At 71.2% G+C, this 21,744-nt stretch carries 20 protein-coding genes and 1 pseudogene; 10 read left to right on the forward strand and 11 right to left on the reverse strand.

The genetic code is table 11. The features are described 5' to 3' along the window. Positions 1 to 114: 114 nt before the first annotated feature. From FHT37_RS23580 to FHT37_RS23590, 3 genes and pseudogenes are all read left to right on the forward strand, one after another. Positions 115 to 939 carry a cytochrome c family protein gene (locus FHT37_RS23580; protein WP_255489946.1) on the forward strand — a complete coding sequence of 275 codons (825 nt, stop codon included), beginning with the start codon at positions 115 to 117 and terminating at the stop codon, positions 937 to 939. Next, positions 936 to 1,394: a (2Fe-2S)-binding protein gene (locus FHT37_RS23585; RefSeq protein WP_091721422.1), complete on the forward strand. Its 459-nt coding sequence runs from the start codon at positions 936 to 938 to the stop codon at positions 1,392 to 1,394. The genes FHT37_RS23580 and FHT37_RS23585 overlap by 4 nt, the downstream gene beginning before the upstream one ends. Before the next feature lie 20 nt (positions 1,395 to 1,414). After that, a pseudogene (locus FHT37_RS23590) lies at positions 1,415 to 3,667 on the forward strand (molybdopterin cofactor-binding domain-containing protein). A 29-nt stretch (positions 3,668 to 3,696) separates the two neighbouring features. Here the strand turns inward: FHT37_RS23590 and leuD are convergent. Genes leuD through FHT37_RS23605 form a run of 3 tightly spaced genes read right to left on the reverse strand, consistent with a single transcriptional unit; the run spans position 3,697 to position 6,934 of the window. Then, positions 3,697 to 4,335 carry a 3-isopropylmalate dehydratase small subunit gene (gene leuD / locus FHT37_RS23595; RefSeq protein ID WP_183485223.1) on the reverse strand — a complete coding sequence of 213 codons (639 nt, stop codon included), beginning with the start codon at positions 4,333 to 4,335 and terminating at the stop codon, positions 3,697 to 3,699. Then, positions 4,332 to 5,897: a 3-isopropylmalate dehydratase large subunit gene (gene leuC, locus FHT37_RS23600; protein WP_183485226.1), complete on the reverse strand. Its 1,566-nt coding sequence runs from the start codon at positions 5,895 to 5,897 to the stop codon at positions 4,332 to 4,334. Before leuC ends, leuD begins: the two co-directional genes overlap by 4 nt. After that, entirely contained in the window at positions 5,894 to 6,934 is a 1,041-nt protein-coding gene (locus FHT37_RS23605; protein WP_183485755.1) for an alpha/beta fold hydrolase, read from the reverse strand. The genes leuC and FHT37_RS23605 overlap by 4 nt, the downstream gene beginning before the upstream one ends. Before the next feature lie 158 nt (positions 6,935 to 7,092). On the opposite strand from FHT37_RS23605, the gene FHT37_RS23610 reads away from it, so the two are divergent. The 5 genes from FHT37_RS23610 to FHT37_RS23630 all read left to right on the forward strand — a co-directional run bounded on the left by FHT37_RS23610 (position 7,093) and on the right by FHT37_RS23630 (position 12,465). After that, a complete protein-coding gene (locus FHT37_RS23610) occupies positions 7,093 to 8,004 on the forward strand; it encodes a LysR family transcriptional regulator (RefSeq protein ID WP_183485230.1) in 912 nt (303 codons plus the stop codon). 229 nt (positions 8,005 to 8,233) lie between these two features. Next, positions 8,234 to 9,625, forward strand: coding sequence for a cytochrome ubiquinol oxidase subunit I (locus FHT37_RS23615; RefSeq protein WP_183485233.1), 1,392 nt, complete (start codon positions 8,234 to 8,236; stop codon positions 9,623 to 9,625). Continuing rightward, positions 9,622 to 10,638, forward strand: coding sequence for a cytochrome d ubiquinol oxidase subunit II (locus tag FHT37_RS23620; RefSeq protein WP_183485236.1), 1,017 nt, complete (start codon positions 9,622 to 9,624; stop codon positions 10,636 to 10,638). Before FHT37_RS23615 ends, FHT37_RS23620 begins: the two co-directional genes overlap by 4 nt. A 135-nt stretch (positions 10,639 to 10,773) precedes the next feature. Continuing rightward, positions 10,774 to 11,436 (forward strand): amino acid ABC transporter permease, encoded by a 663-nt coding sequence (locus tag FHT37_RS23625; RefSeq protein WP_091721452.1) that lies wholly within the window; start codon positions 10,774 to 10,776, stop codon positions 11,434 to 11,436. Positions 11,437 to 11,538: 102 nt separating this feature from the next. Then, the gene (locus tag FHT37_RS23630) at positions 11,539 to 12,465 is read left to right on the forward strand and encodes a DMT family transporter (protein ID WP_254783182.1); all 927 of its coding nucleotides are present in this window, start codon (positions 11,539 to 11,541) and stop codon (positions 12,463 to 12,465) included. Between the two features lie 12 nt (positions 12,466 to 12,477). On the opposite strand, the gene FHT37_RS23635 is transcribed toward FHT37_RS23630, so the two are convergent. Next, positions 12,478 to 12,696, reverse strand: coding sequence for a hypothetical protein (locus FHT37_RS23635; protein ID WP_091721456.1), 219 nt, complete (start codon positions 12,694 to 12,696; stop codon positions 12,478 to 12,480). A 179-nt stretch (positions 12,697 to 12,875) separates the two neighbouring features. On the opposite strand from FHT37_RS23635, the gene FHT37_RS23640 reads away from it, so the two are divergent. Next, positions 12,876 to 13,559: an ion channel gene (locus tag FHT37_RS23640; protein WP_091721459.1), complete on the forward strand. Its 684-nt coding sequence runs from the start codon at positions 12,876 to 12,878 to the stop codon at positions 13,557 to 13,559. Positions 13,560 to 13,607: 48 nt separating this feature from the next. Here FHT37_RS23640 and FHT37_RS23645 read toward each other — a convergent pair whose 3' ends face one another. From FHT37_RS23645 to FHT37_RS23675, 7 genes are all read right to left on the reverse strand, one after another. Next, positions 13,608 to 14,804: a hypothetical protein gene (locus FHT37_RS23645; RefSeq protein ID WP_183485239.1), complete on the reverse strand. Its 1,197-nt coding sequence runs from the start codon at positions 14,802 to 14,804 to the stop codon at positions 13,608 to 13,610. Between the two features lie 67 nt (positions 14,805 to 14,871). Next, on the reverse strand, positions 14,872 to 16,050 hold the full coding sequence (locus tag FHT37_RS23650) for a glycerophosphodiester phosphodiesterase (protein ID WP_183485242.1): 1,179 nt from the start codon (positions 16,048 to 16,050) through the stop codon (positions 14,872 to 14,874). 222 nt (positions 16,051 to 16,272) lie between these two features. After that, positions 16,273 to 17,217 carry a DUF2145 domain-containing protein gene (locus FHT37_RS23655; protein WP_310739776.1) on the reverse strand — a complete coding sequence of 315 codons (945 nt, stop codon included), beginning with the start codon at positions 17,215 to 17,217 and terminating at the stop codon, positions 16,273 to 16,275. Continuing rightward, positions 17,214 to 17,693 carry a hypothetical protein gene (locus tag FHT37_RS23660; protein WP_255489949.1) on the reverse strand — a complete coding sequence of 160 codons (480 nt, stop codon included), beginning with the start codon at positions 17,691 to 17,693 and terminating at the stop codon, positions 17,214 to 17,216. Before FHT37_RS23660 ends, FHT37_RS23655 begins: the two co-directional genes overlap by 4 nt. A gap of 76 nt (positions 17,694 to 17,769) precedes the next feature. Beyond that, positions 17,770 to 18,165 carry a hypothetical protein gene (locus FHT37_RS23665; protein ID WP_183485245.1) on the reverse strand — a complete coding sequence of 132 codons (396 nt, stop codon included), beginning with the start codon at positions 18,163 to 18,165 and terminating at the stop codon, positions 17,770 to 17,772. A 9-nt stretch (positions 18,166 to 18,174) separates the two neighbouring features. Next, entirely contained in the window at positions 18,175 to 18,729 is a 555-nt protein-coding gene (locus FHT37_RS23670; RefSeq protein WP_183485248.1) for a hypothetical protein, read from the reverse strand. Positions 18,730 to 18,916: 187 nt separating this feature from the next. Next, entirely contained in the window at positions 18,917 to 20,992 is a 2,076-nt protein-coding gene (locus tag FHT37_RS23675; protein WP_183485261.1) for a CocE/NonD family hydrolase, read from the reverse strand. A gap of 310 nt (positions 20,993 to 21,302) precedes the next feature. Here FHT37_RS23675 and FHT37_RS23680 point away from each other — a divergent pair, with 310 nt between their 5' ends. Next, on the forward strand, positions 21,303 to 21,728 hold the full coding sequence (locus FHT37_RS23680) for a response regulator transcription factor (RefSeq protein ID WP_175538162.1): 426 nt from the start codon (positions 21,303 to 21,305) through the stop codon (positions 21,726 to 21,728). The last annotated feature ends 16 nt before the right edge of the window (positions 21,729 to 21,744 follow it).

Here is a 21,744-nt window from a genome sequence, read left to right on the forward strand (position 1 = left end):
GCTCGTGGACCGCGCCGTCGAAATGGGCAAGTCTTCCGTCGGATCAGGCAAGCCGCGTCGCCCGTCGCCTTTCTAGACTGCGGGGCAACCCGACGCAGCCATCAGGAGGTCGACATGGGTGATCGCTTCGCAGCGGATTTCTCGATGCCCGCGTCATGCAGGCTGGCGTGCTCGGCGGTGCTGGGCGCGGCGTGCGTGGTCGTCGTGGCGGGCCTCATGGCCGCGGCGGCGCCGGCGAGCGCGGCCGACGGTGCCGCCTTCCAGCCGACGCCGATCTCGGCCACGCCGAACCGGCAGGAAGGCCTGGCCGCCTTCGCGCAGCTCGAGCGCGTGCTGCTCCATCCCCGATGTCTGAACTGTCATGTGCCCAATGCGCCGCTGCAAGGCGACTTCAGCCGGGTCCACTATCCGCCGGTGCAGCGCGGCGCGGACGGCAAGGGCGTCGCGCCGCTGCAGTGCGCGACCTGCCATTCGACGCGCAACAGCCCGCTCCAGCATGCGCCGCCGGGGCTGGAGACCGACGGCAAGCCGGGCTGGCACATGCCGCCCGAGACCATGAAGATGTCCTGGCTCGGCCTGAAGGGCGCGGCGCTGTGCAAGGTCTTCCGCGAGCCCGCGACCAACGGCCACCGCTCGCTGGCGATGATCGAGCAGCACCTGGTCACCGACCACCTCGTCGCCTGGGGCTGGCAGCCGGGGCCGGGCCGCGCGCTGCCGCCGCTGGACAAGGCGGCCTTCGACACGCAGGTGCGCGCCTGGATCCGCAACGGCGCGCCTTGCGACGCCACCGAGCCGCTGCGCAAGTCCATCGGATCGACGAAGGCCGCATCGACGCGCGAGGTCGTCGAGCACCTGCGCGCGATGGCCGGCGCCGCCGTCCCGGCCGACACCCTCATCTCCATCAGCGCCACCGCCACGGTGAGCAGGAGCCAGCCATGATCTCGTTCCGCCTGAACGGCCAAGCGCAGCAAGTCGACGTGCCGGGCGATACGCCGGTGCTCTGGGTCCTGCGCGACACGCTGGGCATGACCGGCACCAAGTTCGGCTGCGGCGTCGCGGTCTGCGGCGCCTGCACGGTGCATGTGGACGGCGAGCAGCGGCGCGCCTGCGTCACGCCGATCGAGTCCGTCGCCGGCCAGCAGATCACCACGATCGAGGCCATCGGCGGCGACCGCATCGGGCAGGCGGTGCAGGAGGCCTGGGTCAAGCACGACGTCGTGCAATGCGGCTACTGCCAGAGCGGCCAGATCATGGCCGCGGTCGCGCTGCTGCGGCACCGGCCCCAGCCCAGCGACGCCGACATCGACGCCGCGATGAGCGCCAACCTCTGCCGCTGCGGCACCTACGTGCGGATCCATGCCGCCGTCAAGGACGCGGCCCGCTCGCTCGCCTGAAGGAGCCTCCCATGCGCCCCATGTTCCAGTACCTCAGCGGTGAACTGCCGACGGCCTTGGCCGAGGCGCCCGAGTCCTCGGCCGCGCCGGGCGAGGGCGGCCTCGGTCGCCGCGTCTTCCTCAAGCTGGGCCTGGCCGCCGGCTTCGCGCTGTACGCGGCGCCCGGCGGCGCGCAGGACGCGTCGGTGGGCGGCTCCGCGCCGGGCGCGCCGGAGCCGCTCAAGCCCTTCCAGCAGCCGTCGGCCTTCGTCGCGATCGACGCGGACGGCATCGTCACCGTCACCATCGGCAAGATCGACTTCGGCCAGGGCGTGCAGACCGCGCTGCCGATGCTGGTGGCCGAGGAAATGGACGCGGACTGGAGCAAGGTCCGCTGCGAGCTCGCGCCGGCGGGCGAGGCCTACAAGGATCCGTTCTTCCACATCCAGATGGTGGGGGGCTCGACCAGCATCAAGGCGTCCTGGCAGCAGTACCGCGAGATCGGCGCCCGCATGCGCGCGATGCTGGTCGCGGCCGCGGCGAAGCAGCTCAACACGCCGGCCGCGCAGCTGCGCACCGAGTCGGGCAGCGTCGTCACGCCGGACGGCCGTCGGCTGGGGTATGGCGCGCTGGCGCAGGCAGCCTTCGCCGAGCCGGTGCCGGCGTCGGTGGTGCTCAAGGATCCGTCGCAGTTCAAGCTGATCGGCAAGCCGGTCAACCGGCTCGATGCGCGCGCCAAGTCCAGCGGTCGCCAGGACTTCGGCATCGACCTGCAGTTGCCGGGGCAACGCACCGTCGTCATGGTCCATCCGCCGGTCTTCGGCGGCCGCGTCGCGCGCTTCGACGCGGCGCCGGCGCTCGCGGTGCCGGGCGTGGAGGAGGTGCTGCAGGTGCCGCTGAGCGGCGGCGCGACCGGCCTGGCCATCGTGGCCAACGGCTTCTGGCCGGCGCGCAAGGCGCGCGAGCTGGTCAAGGTCGAGTGGGACCTGAGCGGGGTCGAGCGCGTGGACAGCGCGGCGCAGCTGGCGCAGTTCCGCGCACTGGCCAGGCAGCCGGGCATCGCGGTCCAGCGGGCCGACACCGCGGCGCTGACGGCGAAGCCGGCACCGGCGCTCATCACCGCGGAGTTCACCTTCCCCTACCTGGCGCACACGCCGATGGAGCCGCTGAACTGCACCATCGACTTCCGGGGCGATCGCTGCACGGTGTGGGTCGGCTCGCAGTTCTAGACGGTGGACCAGGCGCAGGTCGCCGGCGTGCTGGGGCTCAAGCCGGAGCAGGTCACGCTGCACACGATGACCGCCGGTGGCGGCTTCGGACGGCGGGCGACGCCGACCTCGGACTATGTCGTCGAGGCCGCGCAGGTGGCCAAGGCGCGCCACGCCGCGGGCAAGACCGGGCCGGTGAAGATGATCTGGACGCGCGAGGACGACGTGCGCGGCGGCTACTACCGTCCGACGCACCTGCACCGCGTCGAGATCGCGCATGACCGGCAGGGCGGGGTGCTCGCCTGGAAGCATGTGATCGTGGGCCAGTCCATCACCATGGGCACGCCCTTCGCGGACTTCATGGTGAAGAACGGCGCGGATGCGACGATGACCGAGGGCGTGGCCGAGAGCGCCTATCCCTTCCCGATCGCGCTGGAGGTCCATCACCCCAAGGCCAACGTGCCGGTGCTGTGGTGGCGCTCGGTGGGGCACACGCACACCGCCTTCGTGATGGAGACGCTGGTGGACGAGCTGGCGCGCGCCGGCAAGCTCGATCCGGTGGCCTACCGGCGGCAGCTGCTGGCCAAGCATGCGCGCCACCTGGCGGCGCTGGACCTGGCGGTGGCGAAGTCGGGCTACGGCAAGGCGACGCTCGCCAAGGGACGGGCCTGGGGCGTGGCGGTGCATGAGTCCTTCAACACGGTGGTGGCCTATGTCGTCGAGGTGTCGATGAAGGGCGGCCGGCCGGTGCTGCACCGGGTCACGGCGGGGGTGCACTGCAACCTCGCGGTGAACCCGCGCACGATCGAGGCGCAGGTGCAGGGCGCGCTGGTGATGGGCATCGGCATGACCTTGCCCGGTGCGGCGATCACGCTGAAGAACGGCGAGGTCGAGCAGAGCAACTGGCATGACTACCGGGTGCCCATCCATGTGGACGCGCCGCCGGTGGACCTGCACATCGTGCCTTCCGCGGATCCCCCGACCGGCATGGGCGAATGCGGCGTGCCGCCGATCGCGCCCGCGATCGCCAACGCCGTGGCGGCGCTCACCGGCAAGCGCTGGCGCAGCCTGCCGTTCCCGGCTTGACTGCGGCCTGACTTTTCCATCGAAGGGCTTCAGCGGCCACCGCCGCTGGCCCGGGCCACGTCCTTGAGCCACGGTTGCGCCGCCCAGTGCGCGGACGCGAAGGCCTCGATCCGATCGCGGTAGGTCATCGAGAGCCCGATCGCGTCGAGCCCCTCGAGCAGCATCCGCTGGTGCCGCGGCAGCATCTCGAATCGAGCCTCGACGCCCTCGGCGCTGCGCAGCGTGAGCGTCTCCACATCGATCTCGACGGTGTTCCGCGGCACCGCGTCCGCCTCGTCCATGAGCCGGCGCACCTCGGCTTCCGGCAGCGTCACCAGCAGCAGCCCGTTGCCCATCGCATTCGAATAGAAGATCTCGCCGAACCCGGGCGCGACGACGGCGCGGATGCCGGCCTGCTGCAAGCCCCAGACGGCGTGCTCCCGGCTGGACCCGCAGCCGAAGTTGTTGCCGCCGATGAGCACGGACACCCCGGCGTAGGCGGGCTGGTTCAGCACGAAGCCGGGCCGCTGGCGTCCCTCGCCGTCGAAGCGCAGGTCGTGGAACAGGCCCTGGCGCAGCCCCTGCTTGTCGATGCCGCGCAGGAACTGCTTGGGCATGATCTGGTCGGTGTCGAGGTTCTCCAGGCGCAGGGCCGCGCTGCGGCCCTCGATGCGGCGGACGGGATTCATCGCGGGCTCTCCTCGCCGAGGACGGGCGGCAGTCGGCGGACATCGGTCAGGCGGCCGGTGACCGCGGCGGCGGCGGCCATCGCCGGACTCATCAGGTGGGTGATCGCGCCGCGCCCTTGCCGGCCCTCGAAGTTGCGGTTGGTCGTCGAGGCGCAGCGGATGCCGTCGGCAAGCACGTCGTCGTTCATCGCCAGGCACATCGAGCAGCCGGGCTGGCGCCATTCGAAGCCCGCGTCGAGGAAGACGCGATCCAGGCCTTCCGCCTCGGCCATCGCGCGCACCGCGCCGGAGCCCGGCACCACCATCGCGCGCACGCCCGGCGCGACGCGGCAGCCGCGCAGCACGGCGGCGGCGGCGCGCAGGTCCTCGATGCGGCCATTGGTGCAGGAACCGATGAAGACATGCTGGATCGGCGTGCCCGCCAGCGCCGCGCCGGCCTCGAGCCGCGTGTAGCGCAGCGCGCGTTCGGCGCTGTCGCGCGCCGGGCCGACGGCCATCCGGGCCGGGTCGGGCGCGTGGCCGTCGATCGGCGCGACCTGGTCGGGACTGGTGCCCCAGGTGACCTGCGGCCCGATGTCGGCCGCGTCGAAGCGGTGCTCGGCATCGAAGCGGGCGCCCGGATCGCTGCGCAGCGTGCGCCAGCGCGCGAGCGCGGGCTCGCGCCATTCGCCGGCGAGGTCGGGACTGCGGGCCAGCACGTAGTTGATCGCCGTCGCGTCGGGCGCGATCAGCGCGCCGCGCGCGCCGGCCTCGACGGCCATGTTGCAGAGCGTGAAGCGCGCCTCGACGGACAGCGCGTCGATCGTCGTCCCGCAGAACTCGACCACGTAGCCGCGTGCGCCCTGCGCGCCGATGCGGCCGATGATCGCCAGCACCAGGTCCTTGGCCGTCGTGCACGCGGGGAGGGGGCCGTCGACGCGGATCCGCATGTCCCTGGCGACCCGGTAGACCAGCGTCTGCGTCGCCAGCACATGCTCGACCTCGGTGGTGCCGATGCCGAAACCCAGCGCGCCGAGCGCGCCATAGGTCGTGGTGTGGCTGTCGCCGCAGATGACGACCATGCCGGGGCGGATCATCCCGTGTTCCGGCGCGACCACGTGCTCGATGCCCTGCAGCGCGTCGGTCGTGTCGAAGAGGCGGATGCCGTGACGGTCGCAATTGGCCTTGAGGTTGCTCGCCTGCAGTGCCGAAGGCGGGTCGGCGATCACGCGCAGGGCCGATGGCACCGCATGCGTCGGGATGATGTGGCTCACCACCGCGACCTGCTGTCCCGGCATCGGCACGCCGCGACCCTGCTCGCGCAGGCCGGTGAAGGCCTGGGGGCTGGTGTACTCGTTCATCAGGTGCAGGTCGCAGAACAGCAGCACGTTCTGCGCGTCGAGCGTCGCCACCGTGTGGCTGTCGACCAGCTTGCGGTAGAGCGTGCGCGGCGGGGCGTTCGAGGGCTTGGGATCGGGCGTCGCGACGGGCGAGCCGCTGACGGCCTTTGCGTCCGCGGCGTCAGTGGCGTCAGCAGCGTCCGTGGCGCGGATCGTGCCGGTCACGGCGTTGGTGGCGGTCATGGCTGGCGCTCCGCTTCGGCGGCGATGTCGCGGTCTGGCGCGGTGAAGAAGGGCAGGACCCGATCGAGCAGCGCCTGAGGCGCTTCCTCGGGGATGTAGTGACCGCAGGGCAGGGCCTCGCCGCGCAGGTCCGTCGCCAGCGGCCGCCAAAGCGCCAGCGGATCGAAGCAGCGATGCACGACGCCGTGCTCGCCCCACAGTGCCAGCAGCGGCATGGTGAGCCGCCGTCCGGCGTCGCGGTCCTCGCGGTCGTGGACCAGGTCGATGCCGGCGCTGGCGCGATAGTCCTCGCAGAGGCCGCGGGCGGTGCCCGGCAGTGCGAGGCAGCGCTGATACTCCGACAGGGCCAGCGGATCGAAGGGCGCCAGGCCCGCGCTGCGGCGGCCCATCACGTCGCGGACATAGGCGGCGGGATCGGCCTCGATGAGGCGCTCGGGCAGCGGTGCCGGCTGGATCAGGAAGAACCAGTGCCAGTAGGCGCGCGCGAAGGCGTCGTTGGCGCCGGCGTACATGTCCAGGGTCGGCGCGATGTCCAGCAGCGCCAGCCGACGCACGGCCGTCGGGGCGTCCATCGCGAGCCGGTGGGCGACGCGCGCGCCGCGGTCGTGCGCCAGCACGTCGAAGCGCGGGTGACCGAGCGCCCGCATCACCGCCAGCATGTCGGCCGCCATCGTCCGTTTGCTGTAGGCGGATGCGTCGGTCGCCGAGCCTGGTGCCGACGCCGACGCCGACGCCGATGTCGATGTCGACGCTGGCGGCTTCGATGAATCGCCATAACCGCGCAGGTCGGCGGCGACGACGGTGAAACGCTCCGCCAGCGCCGGCGCGACCTTGTGCCAGATCGCGCGCGTTTGCGGATGGCCATGCAGCAGAAGCAGTGGCGGGCCCGAGCCGCCGACGGTCGCTTCCACATGCACGCCATTGGCGGTGGCAACGCGAATGTGGTGGAAGCCGGGGAACAGCGCGTCGAGCGCGCCGCGGCCGGCGATGGTTTCCGGCGCTCCGGTGAAGGCCGATGAAGCCGGTGGGGTGTCCATGACGGGGAAGGGCGGCATGCGGTCTCCAGAGGGGATCGCCGTCGAGGATTGACGGTCGACGGGCAGCGGTCGATGGTCCATGTCGGCCCCGATTCTGGAAGTGAATCGCAGGCACATAATTTCCGGTTTGGAAGTTCTTTCATTCCTGGAGTTCATTAATGGACGGCTTCTCCGACCTGGCCTTCTTCGCGCTGTTGGTGAAACAGGGCAGCCTGGCCGCCGCGGCGCAGCAGATGGGCGTCACGCCGCCGGCCGTCAGCAAGCGGCTGGCCGCGATCGAGCGCCGGCTGGGCGTCCAGCTGCTGCAGCGGACCACGCGCCGCATCGGCCTGACGCCGGAGGGCGAGACCTACCTCGTTGACGGCGCGCGCGTGCTGGAGGAACTCGAGGCGCTGGAGCGCACGGTGGCCGGGAGCCGGGCGGCGCCGAAGGGGCTGCTGCGGGTGTCGGCGAGTTTCGGCTTCGGTCGCAAGCATGTGGCGCCGGCGCTGTCGCGCTTCGCGCGGCAGTTCCCGGACGTGGAGGTGCAACTCGAACTCACCGACCGGCCGGTCAACCTGATCGAGCAGGGCGTGGACCTGCAGGTCCTGGTCGGCACGCCGCCGGATGCGCGCCTGACCGCGCGGTTGCTGGCGCGCAACCGTCGCGTGCTGTGCGCCGCGCCGGCCTACCTCAAGCGCGCTGGCGAGCCAGCGACGCCGCGCGAGCTCGCGCGACACGCCTGCCTCTTCATCCGCGAGAGCGACGAGACCTTCGGCACCTGGCACTTCCAGCAGGGAGCGCGCAAGGAGACGGTGAAGGTGCGCGGACCGCTGGCGGCCAACGACGGCGAGAGCGTGCTGGCCTGGGGTCTGGATGGGCACGGCGTGCTGATGCGCTCGCGGTGGGAGGCGGCGCCGATGCTGCGCTCGGGGCGGCTGCGGCCGTTGCTGACCGACTGGGAGCTGCCGCCGGCGGACATCCATCTGATCTATCCGCCGCGCGCGCAACTGGCGGCGAAGACGCGCGCGCTGGTGGACTTCCTGATGGCGCGCTTCGAGCCGCATCGCGACGGCGACGGAGGTTGGTGACGCGGGACGAGACCCCTCACCCCTCCCTCTCCCCCGCCGGGGGAGAGGGTGTTCCACCGAGCGTGTGCTGAAGAAGCCACTGCGCCTGCGGACTCCCTCTCCCGCTTGCGGGAGAGGGCTGGGGTGAGGGCCAGCGGCCTTGGCATGAGGGCAATTTGTCCTAGGGCGATCTGTCCTAGGACGATCTGTCCCTTCCTTGCGATCGCGCAATGCCCAACACTGCGCGGCCATGGACCCGTTCATCCTGGCGCGCATGCAGTTCGCGCTCAACATCACCTTCCACATCCTCTTCCCGACGATCACCATCGCACTGGGCTGGGTGGTGCTCTTCATGCTCTGGCGCTGGCGGCGCACCGGCGAGGCCGCGTGGCTCGCGGCCTACCAGTTCTGGACCAAGGTCTTCGCGCTGAGCTTCGCCCTCGGCGTGGTCAGCGGCGTGACGATGAGCTTCCAGTTCGGCACGAACTGGCCCGGCTTCATGGAGCGCGCCGGCAACATCGCCGGCCCGCTGCTCGGCTACGAGGTCCTCACCGCCTTCTTCCTGGAGGCCGGCTTCCTCGGCATCATGCTGTTCGGCCGCGAGCGCGTCAGCCCGCGCGTCCACTTCATCGCTACAGCCACGGTCGCCTTCGGCACGACGCTGAGCGCGTTCTGGATCCTCAGCCTCAACTCGTGGATGCAGACCCCGGCCGGCTACGAGATGCGCGACGGCGTCCTGCATGCGGTGGACTGGTGGGCGGTGATCTTCAACCCGTCCTTCCCCTACCGGCTGGCCCACAAGCTGCTCGCCTCCGGGCTGACCGTGGCCTTCCTGCTCAGCGGCCTCAGCGCCTGGCAGATGCTCAAAGGCGTCGAGCGGGCGGAGACGCGGCGGGTGATGCGCCTCGGGCTGACGCTGGGCGCGGTGCTGATCCCGCTGCAGATCCTGGCCGGCGACCTGCATGGCCTCAACACGCTCGAGCACCAGCCGGCCAAGATCGCCGCGATGGAGGGCATCTGGCACACCGAGCGCGGCGCGCCGATGCTGCTGTTCGCGCTGCCTGACGAGCAGGCGAAGGAGAACCGCCTGGCCATCGGCATTCCGCGCCTGGCCAGCCTCATCCTCACCCACGACGCCGACGGCGAGATCCGCGGCCTGGATCAATTCGAAGGCGCGCATCCGCCGGTCAAGCCGCTGTTCTTCGGCTTTCGCGTGATGGTGGGCATGGGCGTGCTGATGCTGGGCTTCGCCTGGGGCGGCTGGTGGCTGTTCCGCCGCTCGGGCTGGCGGGGCCTGCCGCGCGTCTGGCTGTGGGGCCTGTCGCTGATGAGCTTCTCCGGCTGGATCGCGACCGTCGCTGGCTGGTACGTCACCGAGATCGGCCGGCAGCCCTACATCGTCCATGGCCTGCTGCGGACGCAGGAGGTGGCGGCGCACAACCCCGGCTCGATGATCGCCGCGTCGCTGGCCGGCTACGCCACCGTCTATCTGGCGCTGCTCGTCGCCTACGTCGCCGCCATCAAGCGGATGGCGGAGAAGCGTCCCGCCGAAGCGCCCGCGCACTTCGGGCCGGACGATCCGCATCCCGGCGGCGCCTCGCACGGCGCCGGCATTCCCGTCATCTCGAGGACCTTCGCATGAACGCGCTCGCCGCAACGCCACTGGTCGAGGGCAGCGTGCTGCCGGTGATCTTCATGGCCCTGATGGGCGTGTCGCTGCTGCTCTACGTGGTGCTGGACGGCTACGACCTGGGCGTCGGCCTGCTGACCGCGGTGGCGCCGGAGGCCGACCGCGACCGGATGGTCGCGTCGATCGGACCGTTCTGGGATGCCAACGAGACCTGGCTGGTGCTCGCGGTCGGGCTGTTGCTGATCGCCTTCCCGAAGGCGCAGGGCGTGGTGCTGACCGCGCTGTACGCGCCGGTCGTGCTGATGCTGCTCGGGCTGATCCTGCGCGGCGCGGCCTTCGACTTCCGCGCCAAGGGCGACCCGGCGCACAAGCGCTGGTGGGACGCCGCCTTCGCCGGCGGCTCGGCGCTGGCCGCGCTGGCGCAGGGCTGGATGCTGGGCCGCTACGTCACCGGCTTCGACGACGGCGCGGGAGCGCGGGTCTTCGCGGCCGGCATCGCGCTGGCGCTGACGGCCTGTTATGCGCTGCTCGGGGCCGGCTGGCTGCTGATCAAGACCGAGGGCGAGCTCCAGCGGCGCGCCGTCGTCTGGGCCAGGCGCGTGTGGCCGGCGGTCATCGCGGGGCTGGTGCTGGTGTCGGTCGCCTCGCCGTGCTTGAGCGGCACGGTGCGGGCGCGCTGGTTCGAGCTGCCGGGGATCATCGCGCTGGCGCCGCTGCCGGTGATGGCGGTGCTCGCGCTCGCGGCCCTGCGGGGATTGCTGAACTCGCATCGCGTGCTGGGCAAGCTGTGCTGGGCGCCGTTCGCGCTGATGGTGGTGGTGCTGACGCTGAGTTTCTTCGGGCTCTCCTACAGCCTCTATCCGTTCGTCGTGATCGACCGGATCACGCTGTGGCAGGCCGCCGCGGCGGACGAGTCGCTGCGTTTCCTGCTGGTCGGCGCGGTGCTGACCCTCCCGGTGATCCTGGCCTACAGCCTGTTTTCCTATCGCGTGTTCAAGGGCAAGGTCCGCGCGCTCGCGTACTGACCGCAGGCCTGGCTGCACCGGCTCCCTCTCCCACAAGCTGCGGGAGAGGGAGTTCGACAGGGGCGGGGAGGGGGTGAGGAGAAGATGGCAACATCGCCACTTCCGCCGCGAGGCGCGCTGCTCCCGAAGAACTCCATGGATCTCCCGTCCTTGCTTTCCCTGGCCGAGATGGCCTGGCCGGTGCTCTTGAAGGGCACCGGCTACACGCTCCTATTCGCGGTGATGGCGATGATCTTCGGCCTGCCGCTCGCGGGACTGATCACGCTGGTGCGCGTGCTGCGCGTGCCGGTCCTGGACACGCTGATGGCGGTCTATGTGAGCGCGATGCGCGGCACGCCGCTGCTGGTGCAGGTGTTCATCGTCTACTACGGCCTCCCGAGCATCGGCATCGAGTTCTCCCCGCTGGTCGCCGGCGTGCTGACGCTCACGCTGAACGTGGCCGCCTACATGAGCGAGACGATGCGCGGCGCCATCGGCGCGGTGGAGCAGGGCCAGTGGCTGGCCGGCACCTCGCTGGGTTTGAGCCGCCATCAGACGCTGCGATTCGTGATCGGGCCGCAGGCGCTGCGCGCGGCGGTGCCCAGCCTGTCCAACAGCCTGATCTCGCTGATCAAGGACACCTCGCTGGTGTCAGTGATCGCGGTCACCGAGCTGATGCTGGCTACCAAGGAACTGATCTCCACCACCTTCCAGCCCTTCCCGCTCTACATGGCGGCCGCGGCGATCTACTGGCTGCTGAGCTTCGCCTTCGAGCAGGTGCAGAAGTGGATGGAGAAACGGATGGCCTATCCGCATTGAGGCTTGGCGCTCACCGCTCACCGCGGCATGCCTTCCGGCACCCCTCGCGGCACGGGCGCGCATCGCCCGGCCCGTGACGCCGAACGCCGATAGTTCCCACCCATGAGCGCCGCCCCGATGACCCATGCCCCTTCGCATCTCTCCACCCACCTGCGCCTGGTCGGCATGGCGGTGCTGTGGGGCGCGTCCTGGCCGTGGGGGCGGGTGCTGGCGCAGGCGATGCCGCCGCTGGCAGCGGCCGCCTGCCGTTTCCTGATCGCCGGCGCGATCCTGATGCTGTGGCTGGCGAGCACCGGCCGCCTGGCCGCGCTGCGCAGCTGGACGGCCTCGCGCTGGGCCGGCATGGTGCTGGCGGCGAGCTTCGGCGTCTTCGGCTACGCGACCTTCTTCATGAGCGGCCTCAAGCATGTGCCGGCCGGCAAGGGCGCGCTGGTGATCACGCTGAACCCGGTGATCACGCTGCTGCTGGCGGCCTGGATCTTCCATGAGCGGTTGAACAAGCGCATCGGCCTGGGCATGGCGCTCGCGGCGGTGGGCGCGGCCGTCGTGATCACGCGCGGCGAGCCTTGGCATGTGCTGGACGGGCGCGTCGGCATCGGCGAGCTGCTGCTGCTGGGCTGCGTCGGCTGCTGGGTGGCCTACACGCTGATCGGTCGCAAGGTGATGGCCGGCGTCGACGCGCTGACCACCACCGCCGTCACCGCCGCGATCGGCGCGGTGATGCTGCTGGCGCTGACGCTGGCCGTCGACGGCACGGCTGGCCTGGCCGGCGTGCTGGCCGCGCCGCGCAACGCGTGGCTGTGCATGGCGGGCATCACCGTCGGCTCGACGGCGCTGGCCTACGCCTGGTACTTCGACGGCGTGAAGGCGCTGGGCGCTGGCGCGGCGTCCGGCTACATCACGCTGGTGCCGGTGTTCGGCGTCGTGTTCTCGGCGCTGTGGCTGGGCGAGGTCGTGGACGCGTCGCTGCTGGTCGGCGGCACGATGGCGATCGCCGGCACCGCGCTGATGAACCTCGGCCGGCGCTGAGCCCCGGGCCGCTTACTTGCGGCCGGCGCCGAGCAGCACCACGCCGCCCAGCGCGATGGCGGCCACGCCGGCCCACATCGGCACGTTGACGCGCTTGGTCTCCTCGACCTTGAGCTCGATGGGGCCCAGCTTGGCGGCGGTGTTCTCCTTCGTGTACGAGAAGCCGCCATAGACCAGCGCGAGCACGCCCGCCGCGATCAGGATCACGCCCACCCAACGAATGCCACCCATGATGTCCTCCAGTCCTTGCGATAGGGATTGACCGGCGGCCGCGTCGCTTCGCGTCCATCCCGCCGGGGTGGCTCATTGGACCTCAAGCCGGCGGCGGCGCAAGTAGGACGGCACCGCATTCTGGCGACGAGGCCGGCCCGAGGCCCGGCTCGCGGCGCGGGCCCGTGGAGAATGCACCGATGCGTGTCCTTCGAGTCCTCGTCCTGACGCGGCGCCATCCGTCCGCCATCCTGTTGCTGGTGCAGCTGCTGGGGCTGCTGCTGTATCCGCTGATCGAGTCCAGCCGCGCCGCGCCGCTGGCGCTCAGCGCCTTCGGCATCGTGGTGCTGGTCTTCACGACGCGCATGGTGCGCAGCACGCCGGGGCTGACCTGGCTGAGCGTGACCATCGCGCTGCCGGCGATCGCGCTGCTGCTGCTGCAGGCGTTCCGGGGCATGGACCAGCTGCTGCCGTGGTCCGCCGCGCTGGAGGCGCTGTTCTACTTCTACGCCGCAGCCAGCCTGATCGCCTACATGATGAGCGACTGGCATGCGACCACCGACGAGCTCTTCGCCGCCGGCGCCACCTTCACGCTGCTGGCCTGGGGCTTCGCCCACCTGTTCGTCGTGGTGCAGGCGCTGTATCCGGGCAGCTTCTCGGCGGCGGTGGATCCGCAGTCGCCGCGCACCTGGACCGAGCTGATGTTCCTGAGCTTCGCGCTGCTGTCCAGCACCGGCATCGGCGATGTGATCCCGGTCAAGCCGCTGGCGCGCGCGGTCACGACGGTCGAGATGTTCGTCGGCGTCATGTACCTGGCAGCCGTCGTGTCGCGCTTGATCGGGCTGACGCTGATCCGGCGCCGTGAGCTGTCCGACCTCGACTGACGATCGCGTCGCGTCGCGGCGCAGCGCCGCGGTGGCCGTCGTCGTCGCCTAACGCTTGGCCGGCGGCACGTCGCCGCGCGGCAGCTGATCGGCGCCGGGGGCCTCCGGCGCGCGCGTCGTCAGGTCCTTCGCCCAGGCGAAGCCCTTCTTCGCGACGCCCATGGCCTGGTTGGCGGCCTCGGCGGTGGTGCTGCGGACCTGCTCGGCGCTGGGTAGCCGCTCCTGCGTCCACTGGGCGGCCTTGCGCGCCGCGTCGGCCGCCTGCGTGGCGGCGTCGCCGGCCTGCGCGCGCACCTGGTCGATGGTCGGCAGCTGCTGCTGCGTCCAGTCCGCGGCCTTGCGCGCGGCGTCCCAGGCGGTCGTCGCGGCGGTGGCCGTCGTCGCGCGCACCTGGTCGGCGCTGGGCAGGCGCTGCTGGGTCCAGTCGGCGGCGTCGACCAGCACGGTGCGCACCTGGCCCGCCGCGCCGCCGGCCAGGCCCATGGTCTGGTTCCAGCGCTTGGAGAGCTCGCCCGGCGGCGCGGTGGCGAGCAGCCGCACGACGGTGTCGAGCGCCTCGGCCTCGGCCGGCGTCAGCGGCCCGCCGGCCTCGAGCATGCCGCGCATGAAGACACCCAGGTCCTTGGCGATGGCGGCATGGTTGCAGTCGGGATTCAGGTGCAGGAACTCGGCGCCCTCGGCCGCCATCGCGGCCAGATCGCTGCCGCCCAGCCGCGCCTCGACGGCGGCGACGGACTGCTCGACGAAGGCGCGGTTCAAGCCCCAGTCGTCGATCAGGTGGTCGACCAGGTACTGGCGCTCGGCGGCCTCGATGGCACCGTCGACAGCCGCCAGCCGCAACGACAGCGGCGCGATCAGGTCGAACAGCGCCAGGCCCAGCGTGTCCAGTGGGGTGTTGAGGTACTTGGGGATCTCGATGACGCGGTCGCCCTTGGTCGAGCTCAGCAGGCGGTACATGCCGTAGCAGGCGCCGCCCGAGGCGAGCGCCGCGAAGGCCACCCAGCCGATCGGCGTGGCCGACGCGCCCAGCAGCGACGCGACCATGCCGGTCTTGGCGACCGCCGCGCCCGCGCCGGCGGCGCCGAGGACGTCCCACACCTCGCGGCCGCGATTGATCATGCGCAGCGAGGCATAGGCCGCCTCGCCGATGGCGAGCTTGGCCTTGAAGCGCAAGGGGTCGGCGACGACCTCGTCGACGCCCTTCAATTCGGGCGGGGGCAGCAGCAGGGGCGCGGGGGCGGACATGCGGGACGGCTCCAGTGGAATGGAGGGAGTCTAGCGAAGTGCCGCGACGCCCCCGCCGCGCCCGTCCTCAGCGCTTCACGTACGCGTCGATCGCCTTGCGCGCCAGGAAGGACTGGTCGCTGAACAGGCCGTCCATGCCGAGCTTGAGGAAGGCATCGATCTGACCGGCGAGGTTGCCGATCGCGGCCGGGTCCTCGCTGCTGTCGAACTCGTTGGGCAGGAAGCTGTTCTCCGCGCGGAAGGTCCAGCCGTGCACGATCAGCCCCGCCGCATGCGCGTCCTTCACCAGCGTCGTCGGCGTGCCCAGGCGGCCGGCCACCAGCGGGATCATCAGGTTGGTGTTGGCGCCGATGCCTTGCGCGTAGCTGGAGATCTCGGCCAGGCCGGCCGGCTTGGCCAGGTCGGCGTAGCTGCGCTTGTCGCCGCTGAGCGTGAAGTCGTAGGGCTGACCCGTGGCGCTGAGCAGCTGCACCAGCGGCACGCGCGTCATGCGCTTGAGCTTGCGCAGGTTGCCGACCTCGAAGGACTGGATGAAGACCGCCGCGTCCGGGCCGCGGTAGCCGTACTTGTGGAGCAGGCGCACCAGCGGCTCCTCCAGCGGCTGGCCGATGCCGGCGAAGTAGCTCGGGTGCTTGGTCTCCGGATAGACGCCGATCGGCTTGACCTTGCGGTGGCCCCAGCGGCCGTCTCGGCCGTCGCGGCTGGCCTCCTCGCGGCGGCGCTCGTTGGCCTGCTGCACCAGCTGCAGCACTTCCTCGAAGGTCGGCACCTCGAACATGTCGTTGAAGCGGCTGTTGGCCGGCCGGATCTGCGGGATGCGCTCCCGGGCGCGCAGCGTCTTGAGCTCGGCCAGCGTGAAGTCCTCGGTGAACCAGCCGGTGATGGCCACGCCGTCGATGCTCTTGGTCGTCTTGCGCGAGGCGAATTCAGGCCGCTCCGCCACATCGGTCGTCGCCTCGCGCACCGAGCCGTCCGGATTCAGGATCGCGATCGCGTTCTCGTGGCGCGCCACCAGCACGCCGTCCTTGGTCAGCACGAGGTCGGGCTCGACGTAATCCGCGCCCTGCTCGATGGCCAGCCAGTAGGCGGCCAGCGTGTGCTCCGGCAGGTAGCCGCTGGCGCCGCGGTGCGCGATCAGCAGCGGCTCCTTGGCGCGCGGCGGGTGGTAGGCCTCGTGCGCGCAGGCGGTGGACGCCAGTGAGGCGGCCGCGACGGCGGCGAGCAGGGTGGAACGGAGCAGCTTCATGCGGAGGTCTCCTTCGAGCGGATGGTGTCGTTGGGGCGAGTCGCGAAGGTCCGCCAGCGCAGAGGCTGTCGGGCCGATGTGACGGTCGCGTGGTCGAAACGTGAAGCGCTCGAAGGGTAGGCGCTGACGGATGAAGATTTGATGATCTCCCCACCCGCGGGAAGTCCCCTGAAACAGGTCTTACAGGGAGGAGGGCGGGGGAGGGCGCTGAGCGGCTGGCGCTCAGGAGGCCAGGGGCAGGATTTCGTCGCCTGGCGCGGCGCGGCAGTCCGGTGGCAGCGGCTGCCAGCCGCGTCGCACGACGATCTCGCCGGCGGTCGCGCAGAGCTCGATGCGCTGCGCCTGCGGCACCCGCTGGTGGACGAAGGCCTCCAGCGCCGCCGGGGTGGAGACCTTCAGGCGCATCGCGTAGAGGTCATCGAGCGGGTGATCGTCGCTGTGGATCAGCGGCACGAACTGGGCGGCGAACATCACCGCGTGCGACGGCACGACCACCGGCGTCGGGTCGTAGCCCAGCGCCCGCAGCGCGCGTAGCGCCTGGGCGCGGTCGGGCGTCGACGCGTCGACCTCGCGGGGCTGCCAGGCGAAGCCCATCAACTCCGCGACCCACTGGTTGCAGTTCTGGTAGCGCGTGGCGAAGGCATAGGCGCTCGCGCTGTAGCGCGGCGACAGCAGCGCGAGCGCCAGGCGGTTGTCCAAGGCGCGCGCGGCGAGCCGGCTGCCGGCCTCGCCGGGCAGGGTCACGATGGCGAGCCTGATCGGCGCGGTCTTGCCCGCGCTCAGCAGGAAGCCGGCCAGGCCCTGGTCGTAGAGCCGGGCCCGTGACTCGTCGCAAGCGTAATACAGCTGGCGCACCGACCAGGGGCTGTTGCGGCTGTCCTTCAGCGCGAGGCCGCTGTGGGAGTACTGCAGTTGGAAGCGGCTCAGGTCGGTGCCGGAGCGCGACACCAGCGCGGCGTCGACGCCGCTGGCCACCAGCTCGCGGCGCGCGACCGCGACGACCTGGAGCTGGCGGTCCTGCTCGGTGGCGGGGACCTCGCCGCCTCGGTCGCAGAAGGTCGCGGCGCGGGCGCTCGTGACGAGCGTGAGTCCGAGGGCCAGCGCGGCGAGCAGGCCGAGGCCGGCCGCGGTGGGAACCGCGGCGCGGCGCGGCCGTCGCGGGGTCACAGGGTCACCGGATGGGATTCCAGTTCGCGGTGCCAGTCGTCGCGCAGCGCCAGCAGGAAGGCCTGGCGGTTCTCGGCGCGGGCGAACTCGTAGCCGTAGTCACGCTGGCGGGCCAGCACATGGTCGCCGACCCGCAGCGGCTGGGCGGCGACGGCCTGCTTGGGCACGTAGAGGAAGAAATCGGTGCCGCCTTCGGCGCGCACCGGCTGCAGGTGCAGGCGCGTCGTGTCGGCGCGGCCGGCGGCATCTTCGACGGCGAGGACCTTGTATTCGCCTTCGGCGACCTTGCGGTCCTTGCTGGAGCTGTCGCTCGACTGGCCGATCGAATCGGACAGCTGCTTCGACGACACCGAGCCGGCGCTGGAGGCCGAGGTGACCAGGCTGTCGGCGCGGGCGGGCGTGGTGATGAGGGCAGTGGCCGCGGCGGCGGCAAGGGCGAGGGAAAGGTGGGGGAAGCGGGAAAGGCTGTGGCGCATAAGACCGTCCATGGGCAAGTCGGTCCGGCCGCGAATCGGCGGCCGGACCGGGGCAAGCATACGGGATGACGGACTTTCAGGTGTCAGGGGCAGCGCACTTGGCGAAGACTTGACGAGTGGCATCGAGTTGCTCGCGCACCGCATCTTCGTCGATCGTCTTCCAGAGGTGATAGTCCGCCGCGACTCGACAGTCCAGTTCCTGCTTGAGGAGCTTCGCCAGCGCGCGGGATCGCTCCGCGAGTGCGTCACAGCATCGCCGGTCCGGCGCGTCAAGACGCTGTATCAGGCGATCATGGACGCCGCCGGGAAGCTTCGCGCGGCCGCGATGAGGCAGCATCAGTTCCCAGCGGCGACATCGGTGGTACGCGGCGTAGTAGGCCCGTGAGATCGCCGAGCGGCGCCCCGCCTCATTGCCGGCCTGGGCGGCCTGGGCGTCGGCGAGACGGCTGAGGTCCTTCGCTTCGATGGGCATGCGATCTCCTCATGCGTCGTCGAAGGACGCTCCGGGCTCATCGTCGAGGTCGTCGAACAGCTCGGCCAGCAGGCGCCCATGAAAACGGGCTGGCCTGGGGGCATCGACCGACTCGAAGGTGATGTCGAAATATCCAACCGGGCAACCGTACATCTCGTCGTTCAGCGCCGCGGCCCGTTCCGGGGTTGCGTCCACGCTGACGATGACGTCGACATAACAGTCGTCGCAATCGTCGTACCAGATGCGCACCTCGAGCGGGCCGCTGCAGATCTGCACGCCGCGCCGCTGCATCAGGCCTCCCGCGTAGAGCAAGGTGGCATAGGCATCCATGCATCGGCGCTGATAGCGACGGAAGTAGCGCTTCAATTCCTTGGTGGTGTGGGGCCCGATCGCCGGGTATCGACTCGACGCCAGCCGCGGGGACGGCACGTTGAACAGCGTCTCCGGCTCCCTCAAGTGGTGCACGAACTCGTCCACCCCGGCGGTCCAGAAATCCAGCCGGGGTGCCGGCGGCGCCCCCTCGCGCGCCATCGGCTCTGGCAAATCAACCATCACTGCACTCATCGCATTCATCCTTTCGCCACTGCAAAGACATCCCGAATGCCCTGCAGTTTGCTGGTGAGCGATGCCGAGTTCACTCCCTCGGAAGAGCGCATCGTCGGGGGATGCCGGTTCGAGTAGGTCGGTCCCCCGACGCATATCGATAGTGGGGATGGACGCCGCGGGGTCAGGGCTCGCCTGACCCGCATGCTCAGTTGAGCTCGCCCGCTGGCACCACCGGCAGCACGACGCTCGAGGGCCGCAGCGGGCCTGCGTGGAGGGTCGTGAGGTTGCCCTCGGCCTGGCGCTGCAGCGGCGCCGGCCAGATGCCCTGGGCCTGGTTGCTCGCGCTGATCGCAATGCGCAACCGGTGCCCCGCGCGGATCAGCGCCGCGACCGGGAACACCTCCACCGGCACCAGCATCGGCTCGCCGGCCACCACCGGCAGCATCGCGGCCGTGGTGAACGGGTGCCACGGCTGGATCATCGTGCCGTTGACGAAGCGGGAGCGGCTCGTGTCCACCGCCCGGTGCGCGGCCGACATCAGCCCGTGCGTCAGCGGCTTGACCGTGCCGGTGGCCGGGTCGACATCGTCGATGCGCACCGACAGCGCCGCCTGCGTGCGCGTCGTCGAGATCCAGAGGTCCGCCTGGATCGGCCCGTTCAGGTAGAGGTCCTGCGCCATCGGTGCGGTCTCGAAGACCGCCGCGCCCTGCAGCGACTCGACGCGCGCGCTGTCCGAGTAGCACGGCCGCGGCAGCAGCCCCGCCAGGCCCAGGGTCCATTGCACCTGGCTCGCCGAGCAGTCGCTGTGGTCGCGCACCTGGACGCTCGCGGTGAACAGCGTCCCCAGCGCGGTGCCGCGGGTGGCGGTCGGCGCCGGCGGCTCGGCCAGCGTCCGCCCCGCCGCCTCCGCCGGGATGCGCGCGGTCAGGCTGCCGTCGGGCTGCAGGTACCAGCGCTGCGGCGCCATGCGCGGATGCGGCCAGTCGCTCGCCGTCGCGAAGCGCGGTGTGCCGCTGGCGCCATAACCGTCGACGAACTGCGTCACCGTCGGCAGCGCCTGCGCGCCGGTCTCGCGCCCCTGGAGGTACTGGTCGAACCACTGCAGCAGCAGCGAGGTCGTGCTCGGCGGCCCGAACGACGGCGCGCCGCCATAGCCGCCGATGCCCGCCTGCACGGACTGCAGATGCGCCCCCGGCAGGATCGCCAGCTTGGCCGGCACGTTGCGCTTGAGCTGCTCGTACAGCAGCGGCTGGTCGCGCTGGAAGATGTCCAGCGACGCGCCGACGATGAAGGTCGGCACCCGGATCTTCCCGGCGCTCTCCACCGGCGACCGGCCGGCCCAGAAGCCACCGTCGTCGGTGGCGATGCCGCTCGCGCCACCGACGAAGCCGTCGAAGGTCGGCGCGTACCAGCCGTCGATCGCGGCGACATGGTCCGCCGTCGCGGCGTTGATCTGGCTCGCGTACCAGGGATGGAGCAGCAGCTCCGGCGCGTTGGCCACGCTCAGCGACTGGGTCAGCGGCAGCCAGGTGCTCAGGAACTGCGCATTGAACATCCCGCCGGTGGCTGCGACGCCGCGGTAGGCGTCCCCCATCGGCACCTGCGCGAAGGCGGCCTTCACCGCCGGGTGCTGTTGGCCGGCGGTCAGCAGCGCGCTGATGCCGAGGTAGGACGTGCCCGCCACGCCGATGCTGCCGTTGAAGAACGGTTGCCGCGTCACCCACTCGACCGCCTCGCGGTAGGCCTGCTGTTCCTCCTCGCCGATCAGCTGCGTCACGCCGCCGCTCATGCCGGTGCCGTGGGCGTCGATCGCGACGGTGACATAACCGCGGCGCACCATGAACTGGTCCAGGCCGCCGATCAGCAGCGTGTTGCCGCCGGCCGGGGTGAAGACGCCCAGGAACTGGCCGACGTCGATGCGGTAGGCCGTCTGCGTCAGCACCACCGGGTAGCGGCCCGACCGGGGAATGCCGAGGAAGTCCGCCGGCATCGACACCAGCACCGCCAGCTGCCTGCCCGACGAGAGCTGGATGAACCGCAGCGGCAGCGTCACGGCGCGCGGGTGGTCGGGAGCGCGGGTGTAGGCGGTGGCGGGCCAGCCCGCGCCGGCATTGGCGGTCACTGCCGGATTGGGCGCGGCGAGCGTGCCGCGCGTGCCTAGCGTCGTCGTCTGGGCGACGGCCTGGAGCGCCCCGGCGGCGGCGAGCCCGACCAGCAGCGCGCGGCCGCGCGCGCGCCAGGAACGGTCCGCGCGGCGCGGGGTGGGGTGGGCCTGGGTCATCTCTTGTCTCCGTGATCCCGAGGTCGGGTGGTCGCTGCGGCGACTCTGTGCGAGGCATGAGCCGGCGACTATGCCGGCCGCCGCCGTGGCCGGGACGGAGGGGAAATCAGGAGGGCGGTGGGTATGCGGCTTGCCTCGCCGGGCCCTCGGATGCGAAGGATGTCACGCGACCGCGCCGTCGCGATGTCGGCTGGCGTCGCCGCGCCCGTGCTGTAGGGCAAGTCCCTACAGCAGCTGCGGCAAGCGGCGTTCATGGGGAGTGGCAGCCGCTTGCTGGCGCCGGCGGCGACGGAAGCGGACCATGGCGTCCATGAAAGTCGCTGTCATCGAAGACCATGTTCCCGTGCGCCAGCTGCTGGTGCGCCGCGCCCTCAAGCTGGAGGGACTGACGGTTGTCGCCGAGGCCTCCGGCGAGGACGAGGCGGTGGACGCCGTGATGGCCACCACCCCCGACGTCGTCCTGCTGGACCTGCGCCTGGCGCAGGGCAGCGGCCTGTCGGTGCTGACGCGCCTGCGCGGCCAGGCCTACCCCGGCCGAGTCTTCGTCCTCAGCGGCGAATCCTCCGGCGTCGTCGCCGGCCTGTGCCGCCACCGCGGCGCCGATGCCTTCTACGACAAGGCCTTCGATTTCGAGCAGCTGCTCAGCGACCTGCACGAGCTGTGCAAGCGCGGCGCGGCCAACGCCCCCATGCACGCCCCGACCAGCGACGGCCCCCGCGCCGTCGCCGTCGGCTGAGGCCGCGCGACCCGGA

The sequence above is a fragment of the Mitsuaria sp. BK037 genome (assembly GCF_014193045.1).
Taxonomy (GTDB): Bacteria; Pseudomonadota; Gammaproteobacteria; order Burkholderiales; family Burkholderiaceae_C; genus Roseateles.